The organism is Candidatus Pantoea communis, assembly GCF_011752685.1.
GTDB classification, from domain to species: Bacteria; Pseudomonadota; Gammaproteobacteria; order Enterobacterales; family Enterobacteriaceae; genus Pantoea; species Pantoea communis.
Genome location: NZ_VWXC01000001.1, coordinates 133,854 through 150,625, shown reverse-complemented (window position 1 = coordinate 150,625; position 16,772 = coordinate 133,854). Strand labels below are relative to the sequence as shown.

General features: G+C 52.0%; 13 protein-coding genes and 2 pseudogenes. 8 read left to right on the top strand and 7 right to left on the bottom strand.

What is annotated here, in order from left to right; all coding sequences use genetic code 11:
• The first annotated feature begins 23 nt into the window (after positions 1 to 23).
• The gene (locus tag F3J37_RS00650; RefSeq protein WP_034827214.1) at positions 24 to 656 is read left to right on the top strand and encodes a DapH/DapD/GlmU-related protein; all 633 of its coding nucleotides are present in this window, start codon (positions 24 to 26) and stop codon (positions 654 to 656) included.
• Between the two features lie 2 nt (positions 657 to 658).
• Here the strand turns inward: F3J37_RS00650 and F3J37_RS00645 are convergent, their stop codons facing one another.
• The 3 genes from F3J37_RS00645 to F3J37_RS00635 form a co-directional block, all read right to left on the bottom strand.
• On the bottom strand, positions 659 to 1,978 hold the full coding sequence (locus tag F3J37_RS00645; protein WP_166931213.1) for an MFS transporter: 1,320 nt from the start codon (positions 1,976 to 1,978) through the stop codon (positions 659 to 661).
• A gap of 173 nt (positions 1,979 to 2,151) precedes the next feature.
• Entirely contained in the window at positions 2,152 to 3,387 is a 1,236-nt protein-coding gene (locus F3J37_RS00640) for an MFS transporter (RefSeq protein WP_166931210.1), read from the bottom strand.
• A 10-nt stretch (positions 3,388 to 3,397) separates the two neighbouring features.
• The gene (locus tag F3J37_RS00635) at positions 3,398 to 4,537 is read right to left on the bottom strand and encodes a metallo-dependent hydrolase (RefSeq protein WP_166931207.1); all 1,140 of its coding nucleotides are present in this window, start codon (positions 4,535 to 4,537) and stop codon (positions 3,398 to 3,400) included.
• 435 nt (positions 4,538 to 4,972) lie between these two features.
• Between F3J37_RS00635 and F3J37_RS00630 the strand changes: the two genes are divergently transcribed.
• On the top strand, positions 4,973 to 6,202 hold the full coding sequence (locus F3J37_RS00630) for a Fic family protein (protein ID WP_240154042.1): 1,230 nt from the start codon (positions 4,973 to 4,975) through the stop codon (positions 6,200 to 6,202).
• A gap of 408 nt (positions 6,203 to 6,610) precedes the next feature.
• Positions 6,611 to 8,971 carry a membrane-bound PQQ-dependent dehydrogenase, glucose/quinate/shikimate family gene (locus F3J37_RS00625; protein ID WP_166931201.1) on the top strand — a complete coding sequence of 787 codons (2,361 nt, stop codon included), beginning with the start codon at positions 6,611 to 6,613 and terminating at the stop codon, positions 8,969 to 8,971.
• A gap of 55 nt (positions 8,972 to 9,026) precedes the next feature.
• Here the strand turns inward: F3J37_RS00625 and katE are convergent, their stop codons facing one another.
• The gene (katE, locus tag F3J37_RS00620; protein WP_166931198.1) at positions 9,027 to 11,291 is read right to left on the bottom strand and encodes a catalase HPII; all 2,265 of its coding nucleotides are present in this window, start codon (positions 11,289 to 11,291) and stop codon (positions 9,027 to 9,029) included.
• 286 nt (positions 11,292 to 11,577) lie between these two features.
• Here katE and F3J37_RS00615 point away from each other — a divergent pair, with 286 nt between their 5' ends.
• Together F3J37_RS00615 and F3J37_RS00610 are read left to right on the top strand one after the other, a co-directional pair.
• The gene (locus F3J37_RS00615; RefSeq protein ID WP_058959946.1) at positions 11,578 to 11,778 is read left to right on the top strand and encodes a hypothetical protein; all 201 of its coding nucleotides are present in this window, start codon (positions 11,578 to 11,580) and stop codon (positions 11,776 to 11,778) included.
• Positions 11,779 to 11,838: 60 nt separating this feature from the next.
• Positions 11,839 to 12,072: a hypothetical protein gene (locus F3J37_RS00610; RefSeq protein WP_058959945.1), complete on the top strand. Its 234-nt coding sequence runs from the start codon at positions 11,839 to 11,841 to the stop codon at positions 12,070 to 12,072.
• A gap of 283 nt (positions 12,073 to 12,355) precedes the next feature.
• Here F3J37_RS00610 and F3J37_RS00605 read toward each other — a convergent pair whose 3' ends face one another.
• Positions 12,356 to 12,901 carry a P-loop NTPase family protein gene (locus F3J37_RS00605; protein ID WP_237448743.1) on the bottom strand — a complete coding sequence of 182 codons (546 nt, stop codon included), beginning with the start codon at positions 12,899 to 12,901 and terminating at the stop codon, positions 12,356 to 12,358.
• Positions 12,898 to 13,530, bottom strand: coding sequence for a LysE family translocator (locus F3J37_RS00600; protein WP_058959944.1), 633 nt, complete (start codon positions 13,528 to 13,530; stop codon positions 12,898 to 12,900). The genes F3J37_RS00605 and F3J37_RS00600 overlap by 4 nt, the downstream gene beginning before the upstream one ends.
• A gap of 126 nt (positions 13,531 to 13,656) precedes the next feature.
• Here F3J37_RS00600 and F3J37_RS00595 point away from each other — a divergent pair, with 126 nt between their 5' ends.
• On the top strand, positions 13,657 to 14,298 hold the full coding sequence (locus tag F3J37_RS00595) for a glutamate racemase (protein ID WP_240154041.1): 642 nt from the start codon (positions 13,657 to 13,659) through the stop codon (positions 14,296 to 14,298).
• 47 nt (positions 14,299 to 14,345) lie between these two features.
• Here the strand turns inward: F3J37_RS00595 and F3J37_RS28075 are convergent, their stop codons facing one another.
• Positions 14,346 to 14,861 carry a DUF6622 family protein gene (locus F3J37_RS28075; protein WP_240154040.1) on the bottom strand — a complete coding sequence of 172 codons (516 nt, stop codon included), beginning with the start codon at positions 14,859 to 14,861 and terminating at the stop codon, positions 14,346 to 14,348.
• Between the two features lie 386 nt (positions 14,862 to 15,247).
• On the opposite strand from F3J37_RS28075, the pseudogene F3J37_RS00585 reads away from it, so the two are divergent.
• Together F3J37_RS00585 and F3J37_RS00580 are read left to right on the top strand one after the other, a co-directional pair.
• A pseudogene (locus tag F3J37_RS00585) lies at positions 15,248 to 15,850 on the top strand (TonB-dependent receptor plug domain-containing protein); the annotation flags it as partial.
• Positions 15,846 to 16,472: pseudogene (locus tag F3J37_RS00580) on the top strand (YncE family protein); the annotation flags it as partial. The pseudogenes F3J37_RS00585 and F3J37_RS00580, both read left to right, overlap by 5 nt.
• Between the last annotated feature and the right edge of the window lie 300 nt (positions 16,473 to 16,772).

The window sequence follows — 16,772 nt, the reverse complement described above, 5'->3', positions numbered from 1 at the left end:
CTCTGACCACATTGGAGCTTGCTATGGCCCTTGCCGCTGTCCAACCGGCTAAACTGCAACACACCGTCATCGATCCTAGCGTGCGTATGCGCGAAACCCACATTGGTCAGCAATGTGAGATCCTCGCCGAAAGTTATCTTGAATATAGCGAGTTGGGCGATTTTTCTTACCTCGGCGAGCACTGTTGTGTCGCTGATGCGCAGATTGGTCGCTTTACCGCGATTGCCAATCAGGTGCGTATTGGTGCGCCAAATCATCCGATGGATCGTGCGTCCCAGCATCGTTTTACCTACTGCCCGGAATATTATGACCCGCAGGCGCAGCGTGACGCAGGCTTCTTTGCCGATCGCCGCGAGGACCGCGTGATCATCGGTAATGATGTGTGGATTGGTCATGGCGTCATTGTGCTGCCGGGCGTGACTGTTGGTGATGGTGCAGTATTGGCGGCTGGCGCGGTTGTGACTAAAGATGTGGCCCCTTACACCATTGTGGGCGGCGTCCCTGCGAAACCCATTCGTGGCCGCTTCACGCCAGAAATCGCGGCGCAGTTGCAGGCGATTGCGTGGTGGAACTGGCCGCTGGAGAAGCTGATGACGCATCTGGCGGATTTTCAATCGCCAGACATTGCTGCGTTCTGCCAGCGGCACGCGGTGTAAAATTACATCGCCTGCTGTGCTGCCACTGTGGGTGCATCAGCCTGCAGGCGTTTCTCGGGTTGTAATAGCGTCATCGCCAGCATGCTGCCAAACGCAATGCAGGCGGTAACGGTGAACATGGCGTTATAACCGTAATATTCCGCCAGCCAGCCGCACAGCATCGGGGAGATGATGGAGGCAAGGTTGGCTATCGCCAGCGTCATGCCACTGTAAGCACCTACCGAAGCTTTTGGCGTCACATCAATCACCACCGACCAATACACGTTATTCACCAGCGCATTGAGCGCGTTACCTAGCGTCATCAGAGCGATGATCCCTGCCGCTGAACTGACCCACGGAATCGCCATAAAACAGCAGGCGGTCGCGCACAGCGTGACGGCTGCGAAGACGTTCCTTGCCAGACGAAGGTTGTTAAAGCGTGCCAGCAAACGATCGGCTATACGCCCGCCAAGCAACACAGTGAAACAGGCACCGCTCCACGGAATCATCGCCACGTACCATAACGAATGTAGATCGTAGTGGAAGTTATCTTGCAGATATTTAGGCAGCCAGGTGACCAGCGTAAAGGTGATATAGAGAAAACTGAAATAGCCAAGTGCGTTGCACACCAGCGTGCGACTGGTAAAGAAACGCCACCACGGCAGTGCACCCTCATGTTGGCTTTCAGGCTTTTGTCCATTGATGATCAGCTGACGTTCGGCCGCATTGGCGCGTGGGTGCAGCAGCGGTGTGTCGGTAAAGTTGCGTGCAAACAGCAACATCGCCAGCAGTGAGAAGGCACCGAGCAGGATAAACATCATGCGCCAGTCGTCGGTTAACAGCAGCAAGCCCACGGCAATGGGTGCGGTCAGCAGTGAACCCACCTGGGTACTGAGCAAGCCGATACTCAATGCAAAACCACGTTCATTATCCGGGGCCCAGTGGGCGATGGTTTTGTTCATCAGCGCATAGGCCGGGCCTTCGGAGAAGCCAAACAGGATGCGCAGTGCTGCAAACCCCATAATGGCTGAACCACCAAACAGCGCCATGCCGACTTCACCGGCCCATGCGGTGGCAATTTCCAGCAAGGACCAAAGAATCCCCGCCATCAACCACACTTTTTTGGTGCCCAATCTATCAGCGAGAAAACCGCCACACAGTGAGCCGAACAGGTAGCCAAAACCGAAATAGCCCAATACCGCACCCAGTTGAACTTTGGTGAAGTGAAACTCCTGAGAGATAGCGTTAGCAGCAAACGAGAGTGCGCCACGGTCGACGTAGTTGATCAGCGCGATGAGAAACAGCAGTGAAAAAATAGTGTAGCGAGTAGAGGATGCTTGCATAGCGCGACTCCTGAAAAAGAACACAGGAATCATTAAGCAAAGCTGATGCCAGAATGGTAAGGCTGCTAACAATTAGCGCGGATATACAAGGTAAGGCCTTTCTGTAGCAAGGGCGACCATCAGGACGCCCATTGTATGTCTGTCTGCACCAGCATGATCACATAAGCGTTCTTTTATAGTGCGGCGGATTGTACCTGACCCATCGGGTGGCGATTACGCCACCAGCCAAATGCCAACAATGAAAGGCCGCCAACAATCACCAGTGCACCGAGCAGGGCGAATCCTGAGGTATAGCTTCCGGTTCGGGCATACAAAATCGCAACCATAAAGCCCGCCAGTGTGCCACCACCTCCCGCACCCAAGCCATTAATGATCCCGGCTGCCGCGCCTACCGCGTGAGGACGCACGCTGGACTGGATAATCGACCAGATGTTTGGCGTGAAACTGCTGGCGTAATAACCCATAGCGAGCGTTATCAGCGTCATTTTTATCACGCCGCTCTGTACCAGTGGCAGCACCAGTAACATGGCGCCGGGGATTAGCAACCCAAGCGAAGCGATAAGAATACGTTTGCCGGTTTTATCGCTGAGCCAGGACATCGGTATGGCCAGCACCACGGCGAGAAGATAAGGCAGCGAACTCGCGATGGCTGCACTCCAGCCGCTGAAGCCAAGAGAACTTACCGCCATTGGAATCCATAACGTAATCCCCCAGAACAACATGCCCTGTGTGAGATAGGTCACGATCAGCAATACAAATGACAGTCCGCCGAAATCTGCACGTGTGAGGCGCGACTGACGTGGGGCGACCTTTTCCTGTTGAACCGGGGCATCGCGCGTGTTTAATAATACGCGTGCATACAATGGCACCATGATCAGTAAACCAATGCCCCCACACAGGAAGAACAGATTGCGCCAACCCATCAGGTCATGCAGTGGCGTTAAAATGATAAAGCCAAGGCCCAGCGCCAGAAACTGCCCGTAATAGTGAATCAGGCTGTTAGCGCGCGTCAGTTCCGAAGGAGTAAACCATAAGCGTACAAAACGGGATTGTTGTGGCCAATAGATGCCTTCCGCCACACCCAGAACAAATCGGCAGGCAACTAACAGCATGACGGTACTGGCAAAGCCGGTAGCCAGTGTCGCGACAGACCACAGCGCCATCATGCCGATAGCGATGGTTTTTGGATCGTAGCGGGTGGTGAAAATGCCACCCGAAATGTTGGCCACAATATAGCCAATCAGGAAGGCGGTTAATACCAGGCTTGAGGTGGTGGCAAAATCCGCGCCACTGAAGCCAAGATCACTCGCCACCTCTTTTAATGTGACGGAAAGGTTAGTGCGGTCGATGTAGGAGATAAACATACCTAACATCAGCGTACCGCCGATACGAAGCCAGGGAGATCGCATAAGGAATACCTCAGTGAAGGCCAAAATTGGCGCGCCACAGTGGCATGCCGGATTTCAGAGTGAGTTGAGGCACCAGCAACTGGCTACCCGTCAGGGTATGCTGATGGACATCGGTGAAGGTGACATCGCGTTTTTCGAGTCGGAACAGTGCCACATCGGCACAACTGCCAGGCTGCAGAGTGCCTATTTGTTGAGACATGCCCAGCAATGCGGCCGGGCGTGCAGTACAGCGTTCCACCACATCAAACAGTGACATGCCCATGGCAAGGAATTTAGACATCACCCAGGGGAGGCCAAACACCGGCGGGCGATTGAGCGTCAGAGCGGAGAGGTCGCTGCTAATGATGTCGGGTAAGAAGTCATCGGCGACGGCCAGCTGTGCGACGCGTTGAGAGAAATTATTGCGTCCGTGTGCGCAATCAAAGATCACGCCTCTTGCGCGAGCTTGTCGAGCCGCAGCTTTGACCCGGCCATTGTCGTCGAGCAGGGTGTCACCCTTGCCGTGGAAGCAATGCGCGAAGACGTCTCCGCTGCGGAATATTTCCAGCAGTTGTTCGGTGGTATGCACCGGATCGGTCATGTGAACAGCCACACGACAGTCGAGCTGCGTGGCCATCTCTACCGCGCGAAGAAAGGGCTGGGAACCCAGCTCGCCCACGACTGCACGCTCCTGTTTCAGCTTCAGCCCCAGCAGCGTTTCGGGATAACGGCGGAACAGTTGCTGCAGACGGGGGAAATCAAAATAGTCCGGGTTATGGTTTTCCTCTTGCCAAAGTTGTCCGCCGGGATAAGCCGTCACAAACGCTTTGATACGCACCAGGCTGCGGGGAATCTGGTCACGTAAAAAACTTTCAACATTCGCAGAGCCTGCGGAGCCGGCATCAACAATGGTGGTCACGCCGAAAGGTAATGAGGCGAGATCGGGCGGGACGCTACTGTGCGTTCCGCCATAAAAGACATGCGCATGATAATCAATCAGTCCAGGCAACAGGTAGCAATCCTTAGCATCAACGATCTCGTTACGGGCGCTAACGGGCGTATTGGGAGAGGCAATCAAATCATTGAGGATATGAATATCCTGGCGCTCCTGGACATTCCTGGCGGGATCAATAACGACAGCATTTTTGATTAAGATGTGACTTTCAGACATCGCAGGGCAACCTCTTATCGGGGGGTTATTTACTTTTCCTGACATTCAAGTCTGACGACAAAAGTGGCGTTGCGCCTCGGTCATTTGCATGGAATTTTCATTAAAGCCACACGCTTTTCTGGCAAAAAAGACAAACCACTTTAATCTGTCTCACACTTATCCTGAATCTGTGATCGCCGCTGGAATAAGCTATTCAGACATGAAAAATTACGAATTAGACATCTTTAACGCATCACTATTTACGTTGGGTTTTATTTTGGTTTGATGTTAATTAATTAATAAAATCAATTAATTAACCGTTGATTATTTACGTTTGCCTCATGCTTATATCTCAAGTAAACTCAAAATACGTCTTTTTTGAGATTTCTTGCGATGAGATTACGCCGCCCGCCCAAACAACTGCTTGATACCCAGACGAGCGCTGAAAGTGCTGAGATGCTGAGCCGATATGCTGAGTGGGATTTGCGCTATCTGCATTTTGACGAACTTAGTCGTCGAATCCGGGATGCGGATGAACGGTTGGCGGTGTGGAGCGCGTTAAAATTTAAACGGCGCAGTACGGCTCAACATTTTGTCATTGCGTCACAAGACGTCAGTTGCAACTTTACCGCCAAAATCAACGCGGCTATTTCCCTGGTGGATCGCATGACCTTTGCGCGCAATGGTGAGCCCACTGATGAGGACGCGGCCTCCTATCTGATGTCCCAATTGATCATGGAAGAAGCGATCTCCTCCAGTCAACTCGAAGGCGCAGCAACGACCTCGCGTGTGGCGATGGAACTACTGGCGGTGGGGCGGGAACCGCGCAACGAAGATGAGAGCATGATCATGGGCAATTGGCGGCTGATGCAGCATATTGCCGCCATGGGCGATGGACCGCTAACGCGTGCCGATATCCTGCACATGCATTACATCGCGTGTGCAGGCATCAATGACGAAAAATATCGGCCCGGTGAGGTACGCGGCAACAATGATGTTTTTGTGGCAGGTCGTGATGGCGAAATCATCCATCAGCCGCCCGATCACTCCGCATTGAATGGCATGCTGGATGCGTTGTGCGCTGAAGTCGAATTCCTGGAACAGCAGGGAACACACCCATTGCTGGTGGCCTGTGTTCTGCACTTTGCCATCGGTTATATTCATCCCTTCAATGATGGCAATGGCCGCACCGCACGGGGCTTGTTCTATCATCATTTAATTCGTCGGGGCTATCACGCCTTCCGTTACATTTCGATCAGCAAACTCCTCAAGGCGGCCTCCATTAAATACGGTATGTCATACCTTTACAGCGAAACGGATGAGCTCGATCTAACCTATTTTGTCCAATTCCAGTGTGAAATTGTGATGCGTGCGGTGAATGCCTTCACAGAGCAAATCACTACGCTGCGTCAGGAACGGGCGCGTCTGGTGCATTGGGTAGACGAAAATATGTCGTTGGCGAAAGGTGAGCTGGACATCATGGCGATTGCGCTACATGCGCCGGGTTCGCTATTGAGCGCAGCAGGGGTGAAATTAAGACTGGGTGTCGCCGATAATACCGCACGCAGTCGGCTGAAAAATCTGGCCGATCTTGGATTGTTAAGACCGATAAAGGAGGGAAAGGGCACGGTGTATCAGGCGCCGGTCTCCTTATGGAAATTGAAAGAGTGGCTTAAAAAACGCTGAGTAATCGCAAGCAATCGCAAAAGTGACATTTTTTGCGATTGCTTGCGATCCGATTCAAACCCTTCGTGAGCGATAATTGCGCCTGACGTACCCAACACATCCACTACGGTAAAGTTGCGCGATGACCCCGTACATCGGTCAAGATAAAAAACCCCCCGTTCCTGTTATCAAAAAATGCGATTTATCCTCACTAATGATTAATTCTCACGACGATAAGTGAAACGTGATTTCAGTCACATATTGAGCTCGGCTGGATTCATCAGTCATTAGCCCGGCTACATTCATAAGCGGAGCTAACGACACACTCAGCAACGGGTTTTTACTGTTCGATAACGTACGTTAAAATTCTGTTGAGTTTATGTAGGTTTATTTTGGGTGGTATTTGATGAAAAACGTTGAGGGATTGGCATGGTTAACAAATTAACCAGTATCGTGCTGGCGATTCTGGCATTAGCGCTGCTCTATATGGGTGGAAAGTTGCTGATGCTGGGCGGCAGCGCGTTCTATGCATTGATGGCGGTGGGCTTACTGATCACCGCCATTTTACTGTTCAGAAACCAACGTAGTGCGCTGGCGCTGTATGCGGTTCTGATGTGGATTACCCTGGCCTGGATTATCTGGGAAGTGGGCTTTGATAAATGGCAGTGGATCCCACGCGGCGACCTGTTCGGCGTGATTGGCCTGTGGCTGGCGATGCCGTGGGTGGTGAAACCGCTGTATCAGGGCGAACGCCGCTTCCACACCTTCCTGGGTGGCACGGTGATCGTGATGATTGTGGTGGTGATCGGTCTGTGCTTCTACGATCCGTTACCGCAGGCGGGCACGATTAGCAATGCGCGTGAACAAACCAGCGAGCAGGGTGCCGCTAACGACTGGACCGCGTACGGCGGGACCACTAATGGCCAGCGTTTCTCTTCTCTGAATCAAATCACCAAAGAAAACGTGCAAAACCTCGAGGTGGCCTGGACTTACCACACTGGCGACCTGCGTCAGGATGCGGATGCCAGCGAATACACCTTCGAAGCGACGCCGGTTAAAGCCAACGGCATGCTGTATTTCTGTACGCCGCATAACGAAGTGCACGCACTTGACCCCGAAACCGGTGCAGTGAAGTGGAAGTACACGCCGAAGAAAGATCGTTCTTACCTGCAGCAGCACCAGACCTGCCGTGGCGTGAGCTATTACGAGCAAAGCCCGGTTGCTGCGCAGGATTCTGCTGCAGCGCCAGCCATCTGCCGTAAGCGTATCTTCAACGCCACCACCGATGCACAGCTGATTGCACTGGATGCCGATACCGGCAAACCTTGTGCTGATTTCGGCACCAACGGCGTGGTGGATCTGCATGCCAACATGGGCGAAGTGCGTCCACATGCGTTGATGCAAACTGCCGCGCCGCTGGTGGCCGGCAAGCTGGTGATTGTCGGTGGTTCAGTAATGGACAACGGCTTTAACAGCGGTAACCCGTCGGGTGTGATTCGTGCTTATGACGCCGTAACCGGTCGTCTGGTGTGGAACTTTGATCCATCGAACCCAGAAAATACGGCGCCAATTGCTGCGGGACAGAATTATCCGCAGGATACGCCAGTCGCCTGGGGTACGCTGAGTGCTGACCTGAAAAATGGTCTGGTGTATGTGCCGTTTGGTAACGCGTCACCGGATGAAGTGGGTATCGAACGTGATGCCAACAGCAACACCGAGAAGTTCCGCGATGCGTTAGTGGCGCTGGATCTGCAAACCGGTGCGTTCAAATGGCGTTATCAGAGTTCGAACCACGATCTGTGGGACCGCGATAACCCATCACAGCCGTCATTGCTGGATATCGATTATCAGGGCCAGAAACAGCCTGTGGTGATCCTCCCAACTAAAACCGGCAACCTGTTTGTCTTGAATCGCCTGACCGGTCAGCCCGTGTATCCGGTTAATCAGGTGAAGGTTTCCACTGAAGGCGGTGTGCCGGGTGAGAAGTTTGCCGCGACGCAGCCGGTTTCGAGCCTGAACTTCATTCCAGACCCGCTGACTGAGAAATCAATGTGGGGCATCACGCCGTTTGACCAGATGTCATGCCGCATGGACTTCCGTTCGCTGCGTTATGATGGCAACCCATGGACGCCAGCCACTGAAGCCGGTTCGCTGATCTTCCCGGGTAACATTGGCGTGTTCAACTGGGGTTCAGTGGCGGTTGATCCGCAGCGTCAGATGTTGATTGCCGCGCCAGTGCGTCTGGCCTACAAGTACAACCTGATCAAGCGTACGCCGCAGACCGAAACGCAGCGTCTGTTCACCAAAGATGGTCAGCCATACTGGAATGAAAACTTCCAGGGTGACTACGCGATTCACATTCAGCAGCTGGCCTCTGGCCTCGGCATTCCGTGTATCGCACCGCCGTGGGGTCGTATGGTGGGCGTAGACCTCAAAACCGGGAAAACCGAGTGGTTGCGCCGTGTGGGTGTCACCAAAAACCTGAAAACCAGCTTCCTGCCGGGCCGCTTCCCAATCGGTTTCCCGATGGGCATGGTGGCACACGGTGGTCCATTGCTGACAGCGGGTGACCTGGTGTTCCATGGCGCAACCGCGGATAACTTCTTCCGCGCTTACGACAGCACCACCGGTGAACTGCTGTGGCAGACCGAGCTGAGCGCGGGCGCACAAGCCACACCGTCGACCTTTATGGGTAAAGACGGTAAGCAGTACGTGGTGATTGCGGCGGGCGGTCACGGTTCGCTGGGCACCCAGGCGGGTGACAGCGTAGTGGCGTTCCGTTTGAAGTAATGTGAAATAACAGCCAAGTCGTCCAGAGGAATATTCCTCTGGACGATGCGTAACATCAGGCAGGAACGGAAAGGGCTTTCTGGCTACGTGACCAGACACGGTGTGCTTTCATTGCATCTATAAAAGCACTCAGCAAAGCATCATCTGAACTGTCACCTTCAATAATTCCCTCTTCTTTTTCGCTCTCCTGCAGCGCAAACTGGGCTTTAAAGCGGCGTGCTTCACCGCTCAGGCCGATCACCTTCAGATGTTTATAAGCCTCCAGCAAGAAATAACGACTGTCACCACTCAGCAACAGCGCATCAATGTTGCCATCGGGTACAAACACCGCGTCAAAGGTCAGTGAAGGGAGCCCAGCAAAGGTCGCATCAATGGGTAAGACTGAACCATCGTCGGCACGAACCTGTCCCATGTGAGCCGCCAATAATTTTGTATGTACGCCAGCCGCTTTAAGTGACTGTAATACAGCCAGTACATCTGCTGATTTCACGCCATCGTTCAACAGCAGGGCAACCTGGCGGCCTTTGATATCACCGTCGGGAACAGCATACAAACTCAGACTACTGTCTTTCTGCAGGCCATTAACATTGGGTGCTGGCGGCGTCTTCAATTGATCAGCCGTCAAGGCAATCCCGAGGTTATCAGCAACCCCTTGCGCTAAGGCAATATCAATATTCAACAGATGATCGACCACTCGCTCACGAATGTACGGTCGGGCGACTTTGCTTAACTCAAATGAATAGGCATCAATGATGTGCTGTTGCTCGACAGGCGTTTGGCTTAACCAGAATAATCTCGGCTGAGAGTAATATTCGCCAAAGGACGGGCTACGCTCGCGCACTTTATGCCCCTCCATGCGCTCCTGATAACTGTCAAAGCCGCCACCTTCCGCTGCAGGCGGTGTTTCACGTGGCCAATTATCATTAATCGAATTGGGTTCATAATTCGCTGGATTAGTATCAATGTCCTGACGGTGCATGCCCTGCCGTTGGAAATTATGGTAAGGGCAAACCGGACGATTAATAGGGATCTCATGGAAATTAGGGCCACCCAGGCGGCTAATCTGCGTATCGGTATAGGAGAACAATCTGCCTTGCAGCAGGGGATCGTTTGAAAAATCCAGCCCCGGAACAATATGTCCTGGATGGAAAGCAACCTGTTCCGTTTCAGCAAAGAAGTTATCGGGATTGCGGTTTAATACCATCTTGCCAACGATTTCTACTGGCACCAGCTCTTCCGGAATCAATTTGGTGGCATCCAGGATATCGAAATCGAACTTAAACTCGTCCTCTTCGGGGATCAGTTGTAGGCCTAATTCATATTCCGGGAAGTCTCCAGCTTCAATGGCTTCCCACAAATCGCGTCGGTGGAAATCAGGGTCGCGTCCGGTCAGTTTCTGCGACTCGTCCCAGAGCAAAGAGGCTTTACCTGCGACAGGCTTCCAGTGGAAGCGCACAAAGGTCGCTTTACCTTCCGCATTGATCAGTCGGAAAGTATGGATACCAAAGCCTTCCATGGTGCGGTAGCTGCGAGGAATCCCGCGGTCGGACATCGCCCAGATAACGTTATGCAAGGTCTCAGGCTGCAGGGAAACGTAATCCCAGAAGGTGTCATGTGCACTTTGACCCTGAGGGATTTCATTGTGCGGCTCAGGCTTAACGGCGTGCACAAAATCCGGAAACTTATGAGCATCCTGAATGAAAAATACCGGGGTATTGTTACCCACTAAATCAAAAACCCCTTCGTCGGTATAAAACTTAGTGGCAAACCCGCGAATATCGCGCACGGTGTCAGCCGATCCGGCACCGCCCTGGACGGTGGAAAAACGGACAAACACCGGCGTGACTCGTTCCGGATCAGAAAGGAAGTGCGCTTTAGTCAGCGCTTTTAACGAGTGGTATGGCTGGAAGTAGCCATGTGCAGCGGATCCTCGGGCGTGAACGATGCGCTCAGGGATGCGTTCATGGTCAAAGTGCGTGATTTTTTCACGCATGATGAAATCTTCAAGCAAGGTAGGGCCACGCGTGCCCGCGCGCAATGAGTTTTGATCGTTCGCAATCCGCGTGCCCTGATTCGTCGTTAGAGGCTGCTCGGTGCCGTTTTTACGATGCGCAGCAAGTTGCTCAAGCTTGGTGCTCTGTGTATCAGGAGCTTTAAGGCTGCCCGGTGCCGTAGGCTGCTTTCCGGGTGGAGTTGGTTCAGCGGGAGGTTGGTGTGAACCGTCTTTGGGTGCCAGCGACCCTAATCCAGGTTGTGATGATTCTGGCCCTTTCGTCGGGGCTCGCTGAGTCAGCTTTTTCTTATCGGTTTCGCTCGACATTGCTATTCTCCTGTGACTGATTTAATGACCCCATTAAATATAGGAGAAGAAAAAACATTAGCAGGTGGTTATTTGTTCGAACGAAAATAAACGAAGCCGTATAAATGGTTCAATCTCGGGCAAGTGCAGGTCAGAACGTTGTCAGTGTTTTTACACAGTGATAAAAGCCAAGCGGGAAATTATTGATGTCCGGATACATGCGATTAAATAATTAAAGCGCTAAGTCATGAAAGCGAACTTTTAAAATATAGCCTAACCTAAAACATTCCTTCCTAAGGAGTTAATTATGAAAGCACATAATACAAACGAACAGCGAAAGAAAGAAGGCGATGTCAAAAAAGGCCTTCCGGAGGCCGCGCCCAATGCCGGCAATGCGTACGAAGAGGATGATCATCCCGCTACAGATAATCCTGATGAACATGGCGAGATCCCTCGCACGCGTGATGATAGCCAGGATCACAAGCACGATCCTTTCAAGGATAAGTAGCGTGAGTCGCGCATTAAAAGTGCGTAATCATTGATTTTTATAGCATTAAGGGGATAAGCAATGGATTATTCTTCACTTGCAAATGAATTGGGTCTGACGGAAGACGAAGTCAAGGAGATGGGTCTACACTCAGACGATATTTTTCAAGAGAATAGCTCTTCAGGTACGCCATCAGGGGCGTATTATTTCAATGTGCCTGACGGCACGCCAGACCGTATCCTGGGAAAAAAAGGCTGGTCGTTAGGAGAGCGAGTAAAAATTAACAGTAACGTGTTTGATGTCAGCAATAAATAATGATGTTCTTCACGTCCTCGACTTCACATTTCACCAAAGAATTCTCATCGCTACAAAAATAAAGCCCGGGAGTGGTGGCAACCGGGCTTGTACAATCCTGTACCAAACATTTCCAATGAGAGCAGGTCTTATCACAGGGCGTAATAAAGACTTATTTATCATAGCCGGCCCTGAAGGGATTGCATGCGAAGCGGTAAATATTAACGTTGTCAGGATGCCGGTTATCTTCTGAATTCAATCAAATCCATGATTAAATTATTGCCACCAAGGCTTGACGCGTGGATTAGATTTTGTCCGTGAGCAAGCCCCATTCTCGGCAGAGTTGGTTAACCTCATAAGGGGAGCTAAGCAACAGCTTGGGCAAGGTCCATTCCGCATACATGCGTTGGTTACGCGGGCGATGGCGCCGAGAGGTGATAAGCAGATAACGCGTCATTTCCCAGGTCAACTTCTCGCGCTGATGTGAGGGGACAACACCGCCAATGCGCTGGGCATCAAACAGCGTACGACGCAGATAACGAAAGAAACTTTGAGTCGGTGGCAGGTCAAGCAGAATGATACCGCTGGCACGCGTTAAGCGGTCCGGTAGCGTGCGCACATAATTGCCGTCCATGACCCAGCTTTCCCCTGCGATAGCGTCGAGATGCAGTTGCCGGAAATCTGCTTCAGCACGGGCTTGCCAGTGCGTGTTGGGGAGGTGATAAAGCTGATCCAGGTGGATGAGCGGCCGCGCTGTCTTGCTGGCGATGGCCTGAGCCAGCGTCGATTTACCGCTGTTTGAAGGCCCCAAAATGCAGATGCGTGGGCCGAAGTCGCTTAATGCCATCATGATGAAAATCCTTTTAATGTCATAAAAAGCTGAACCAAATTGCTGATAGCAAAAAACACCAGTATCAGCCCGCCACCAATGTTGATAGCGATGGACAGCTTACGGATATTGATTACTCGCGCTGAAGTCAGCAGCGTAAAACAGATGATCACCAGCCACAGGGCCATGATGGCAACGTGTATGGAGGCCAGCAGCAGATAATGCAACAAGGCATGATCGCGCCCGGCGAATTGCGATACCACGGTGAGATACAACATCACCGCTTTTGGATTAAGCACATTGGCTAGCCAGGCATCTTTAATCCCCATGCGGGCGCTACGGTAAGAGGCGACGGGTTGGGAAATATGTCGACCTCGACGCAACAACTGTACGCCGAGCCACAGCAGATAAGCAGCACCCGCCACGCTTAACAGATTAAAAATAATGGGGGAACGCACCAGCAGGGCGCTGATCCCCAGGCCAATCAGCAGCGCATGGGTATAAATACCCAGTGCCGTGCCGAGAATGATCGCCGCCAGCCCACGCGTGCCTGCCACCAGCGTGTTATTCATCGCGAGGGTGAAACTCGCCCCTGGCGACAAGGCCACCGGTAAGATCGCAATGATAAAGGCCAGCAGGTGCAGGTTCATGAGGGTAACGGCTAAGGAATGTTAAATAATTTTGAATATTATTAGACGGTGAAGCAATAATCTACCACTGCAATCACGCCGCCAGGACTCAGCGGACCTATAAATAGCACAACAATAAGGATGACCATGACCATCGCTTGCCTGCATACCGCCGCCAGTAATATCGCGCTGTTCGATCACGCGGCAAACTCCCTTGAATTACCTCCCCACACACTGAGCCATATTGTGATGCCGCACCTGCTGGCTGAAGCCGAGCAAAGTGGCGGTATGACGCAGGAGCAACAGCAACGTTTGGCTCAGCTGTTGCACAGTATGGGACCGTGGTTTGATGCGATAGTCATTACCTGTTCAACGCTAGGGCCAGTGGCCTACACCTTCCAGCCGAAAAACACGGGCTGCCCGGTCTATCGCGCAGACCGAATGCTGGCAGATCACCTGCATCAAATGGCAGGGCCTGCGCTGGTGCTCTGCGCGGCTGAGTCAACGTTAGCCGCCACACGCCTGTTGTTCTGTCCACCCACGCTGCCAGCGGAGAAACAGCCACAGGTCGCTCTGATTCCTCACGCCTGGGCCGCATTTAAAGCGGGTGAGCATCAACGCTACCACGCGCTCATCGCTGACGCGGTAAAACAGGGACGCGAGCAGGGCGCACAACACGTAGCACTGGCGCAGGTCTCGATGGCGGCGGCGGCGAATAGCATTTCGGAGAGCGAGCGCCCGTTGACGATTCCGCAACTGGCATTAGCCGCGGTAATGGCTAAGCGTTAATGTCGCTAAGGGGACGTCCGCGGGTGGCGTCCTCCCTCTTTTGCCCGCTATAGGGATAATCTCTTACGCTGGCGATACCAGGGAATGAAATAAACCAGCATGCTCCCCCAGAATATCCCCGCAGTAACGCCGCTGATTGCACCGTGAATCAGATTAAATGACAGGGAAGCGATTAATTCAGGGTGCAAAGCCACAGAAGCGGAAAGCGTATATTTGGCGGCAAAGGCTAATAACATAAATATTAATGGCAACGCCGAACCTGGGCGAATAATCGTGCCGTGATTTTCACTGGAGATGGGTTTGCCTGTCGCGTGAGACAACATGGCACCGATGATACCCCCAATCAGTAAACCGATAATCATGGAAAACAGCGTATAAGCAACCCAGGTGGTTTCCCGAAATACGCCATAAAAGCCCCAAACTAAAAACAAAACTGGAATGTAGAACAGTTTTTGCACCGCGACTTCACGAGTCTGTAATGCCTTAATGCCGCGAAAAATCAGATAGGCGAGTAATATCCACACCCATGTTGGCGTATGTCTCAACAGTTCAATCAGTCCCATTTTTCATCTCCAGCAACCTGAACAAGGTTAACAAAAAACATTAATAATCCGCTTGTGATTTAAAATCATATCACTGTGAGATTATTTTAGTGCAGATATTTATCGCATATTTAACCGCTGAATCCGACAGGTTAATAGATCCGCTAATAACACTGCGCTTTCATGAATGTGTAATATTTGTTTGCATCGCCTGATATTAGTGATTATGGTTGGCAACACTTTTTTACGCTTCACGAACATCTTCTTATAACAACCTCTGCAAAAGAGGTGGCTTTGCTATTGCCGTTAGTCAGAAGAATAAAGACTGATGGCACTCAATAAAATGTGGGTTGTGTCAATAAACATGAATGTTTTTTTAAACCTTTGGGATGAAGGAGACACGCGAAATGCGTCAGTCTATTACCACACACCACGGCTATTATGCGCGTCGTAAAGTCATCAGTATCGCTATCGGCCTGTGTATTGGCATGTCGGGTTCCGCCGTCGCCGCAGAAAAGGACTCGGAGGAAGTTGCCAGCAGCCGCGAACGTAACTATCAGGATGAACAAGAGCTGGTGGTGACCGGAGAGAAAACGGAACGATCGATTTTTGATACCGGATCGAGCGTTGAAGTTTTTGATAGCCGCAGGATTGATTCACTGCCCGGTGCTGAAACCGTTTCAGACTTAATGCGGATGACCGCGAATACCGTTGATGTCGGGATCGGCAATGATCTGCCAACGGTGCGCGGGGTGGATGGCTCCGGCCCATCGACGGGTGCAGGGGCATTCCTTAGCGGAACTCGCCCGCGTTTAGGGTTATCGCTGGACGGCCGTGCGCTCACCTACAACGAACAGGCCTATGGACCCCAATCGCTGTGGGATTTAGATCGCGTGGAAGTGTTTCGTGGGCCGCAAAGTTTCATTCAGGGTCGCAATGCCATCGCCGGTGCGATTGTGATGACCACCAAAGATCCCAGCTTCGAATGGGAAAGTGCTATAAAGGGTGGATACCCGCAAGCAGCAGCTTGAAAAAGTCATTCCAGGTTTTGGCTTTTACGCCACCGGTATCGCCATTGATGAAGTGGGGCGTCGGGTGTTTGTCTCCAATATGCAGGGGCAACTGATGACGCTGAACGCGGACACGCTTGAGATCACCCATACGCAGGAAATAGAAGCCGATCAACTGCTTAATCTGGTCTACGACCCGCAGGGGAATCGCCTGCTTGGCGTTGATCAGGGGATCGATCGTGACAAGCCGCGAAATAACTATCTGGGACAGACCTACACCCGACGCAGCAGTGGACATCAGCTGTTTGCTCTGGATGCAGACAGCGGCAAGGTTCTGGCGAAGGTGGATACCGATCAGGTGCCGATTGGCTTACTGCTGGATGCGCAGCAGCAGCGCATTTATGTCACCAACCGCAACGGTGTCAGAGTCGAAAATGGCGCGGGGACGGTGACGGTATTTGATGCCCGATCGCTGCAACGAATTAACACCCTGGCGTTGCCTCCGCACCCCAATAGCCTGGCACTCGACGAGGCTAATCACGGCCTGTTCGTCACGGTGAAAAATGACGGTGCAGCGAACAAAGCAGGAACATTGGAGAGTGTGGTGCGTATCAGCGAGTAACAGCGCGATGTGAAGTCACGGTGCGATTGATGGCGTGGCCCTGCAATAGCCGGGTGCAGGCACAGGCGTCATCAATCCGCCGCTACCCCAGGTTGGTCCTGAATTCTCCTGAGAAATAATATAAAAGAACAATTTCTTTTCTGATGCTGATATTTATCACTGCATAGCTTTGTCATGTAATTGTCATTTAAGACTTTAAGAACAATCCGAACTTTCCAGCCCATTATTGCGGTTAAAAATGCGGCATAATTATCCGCTACGTGCTTCAGGCGTCAATAAAATTACTCACATGAAAAGAAT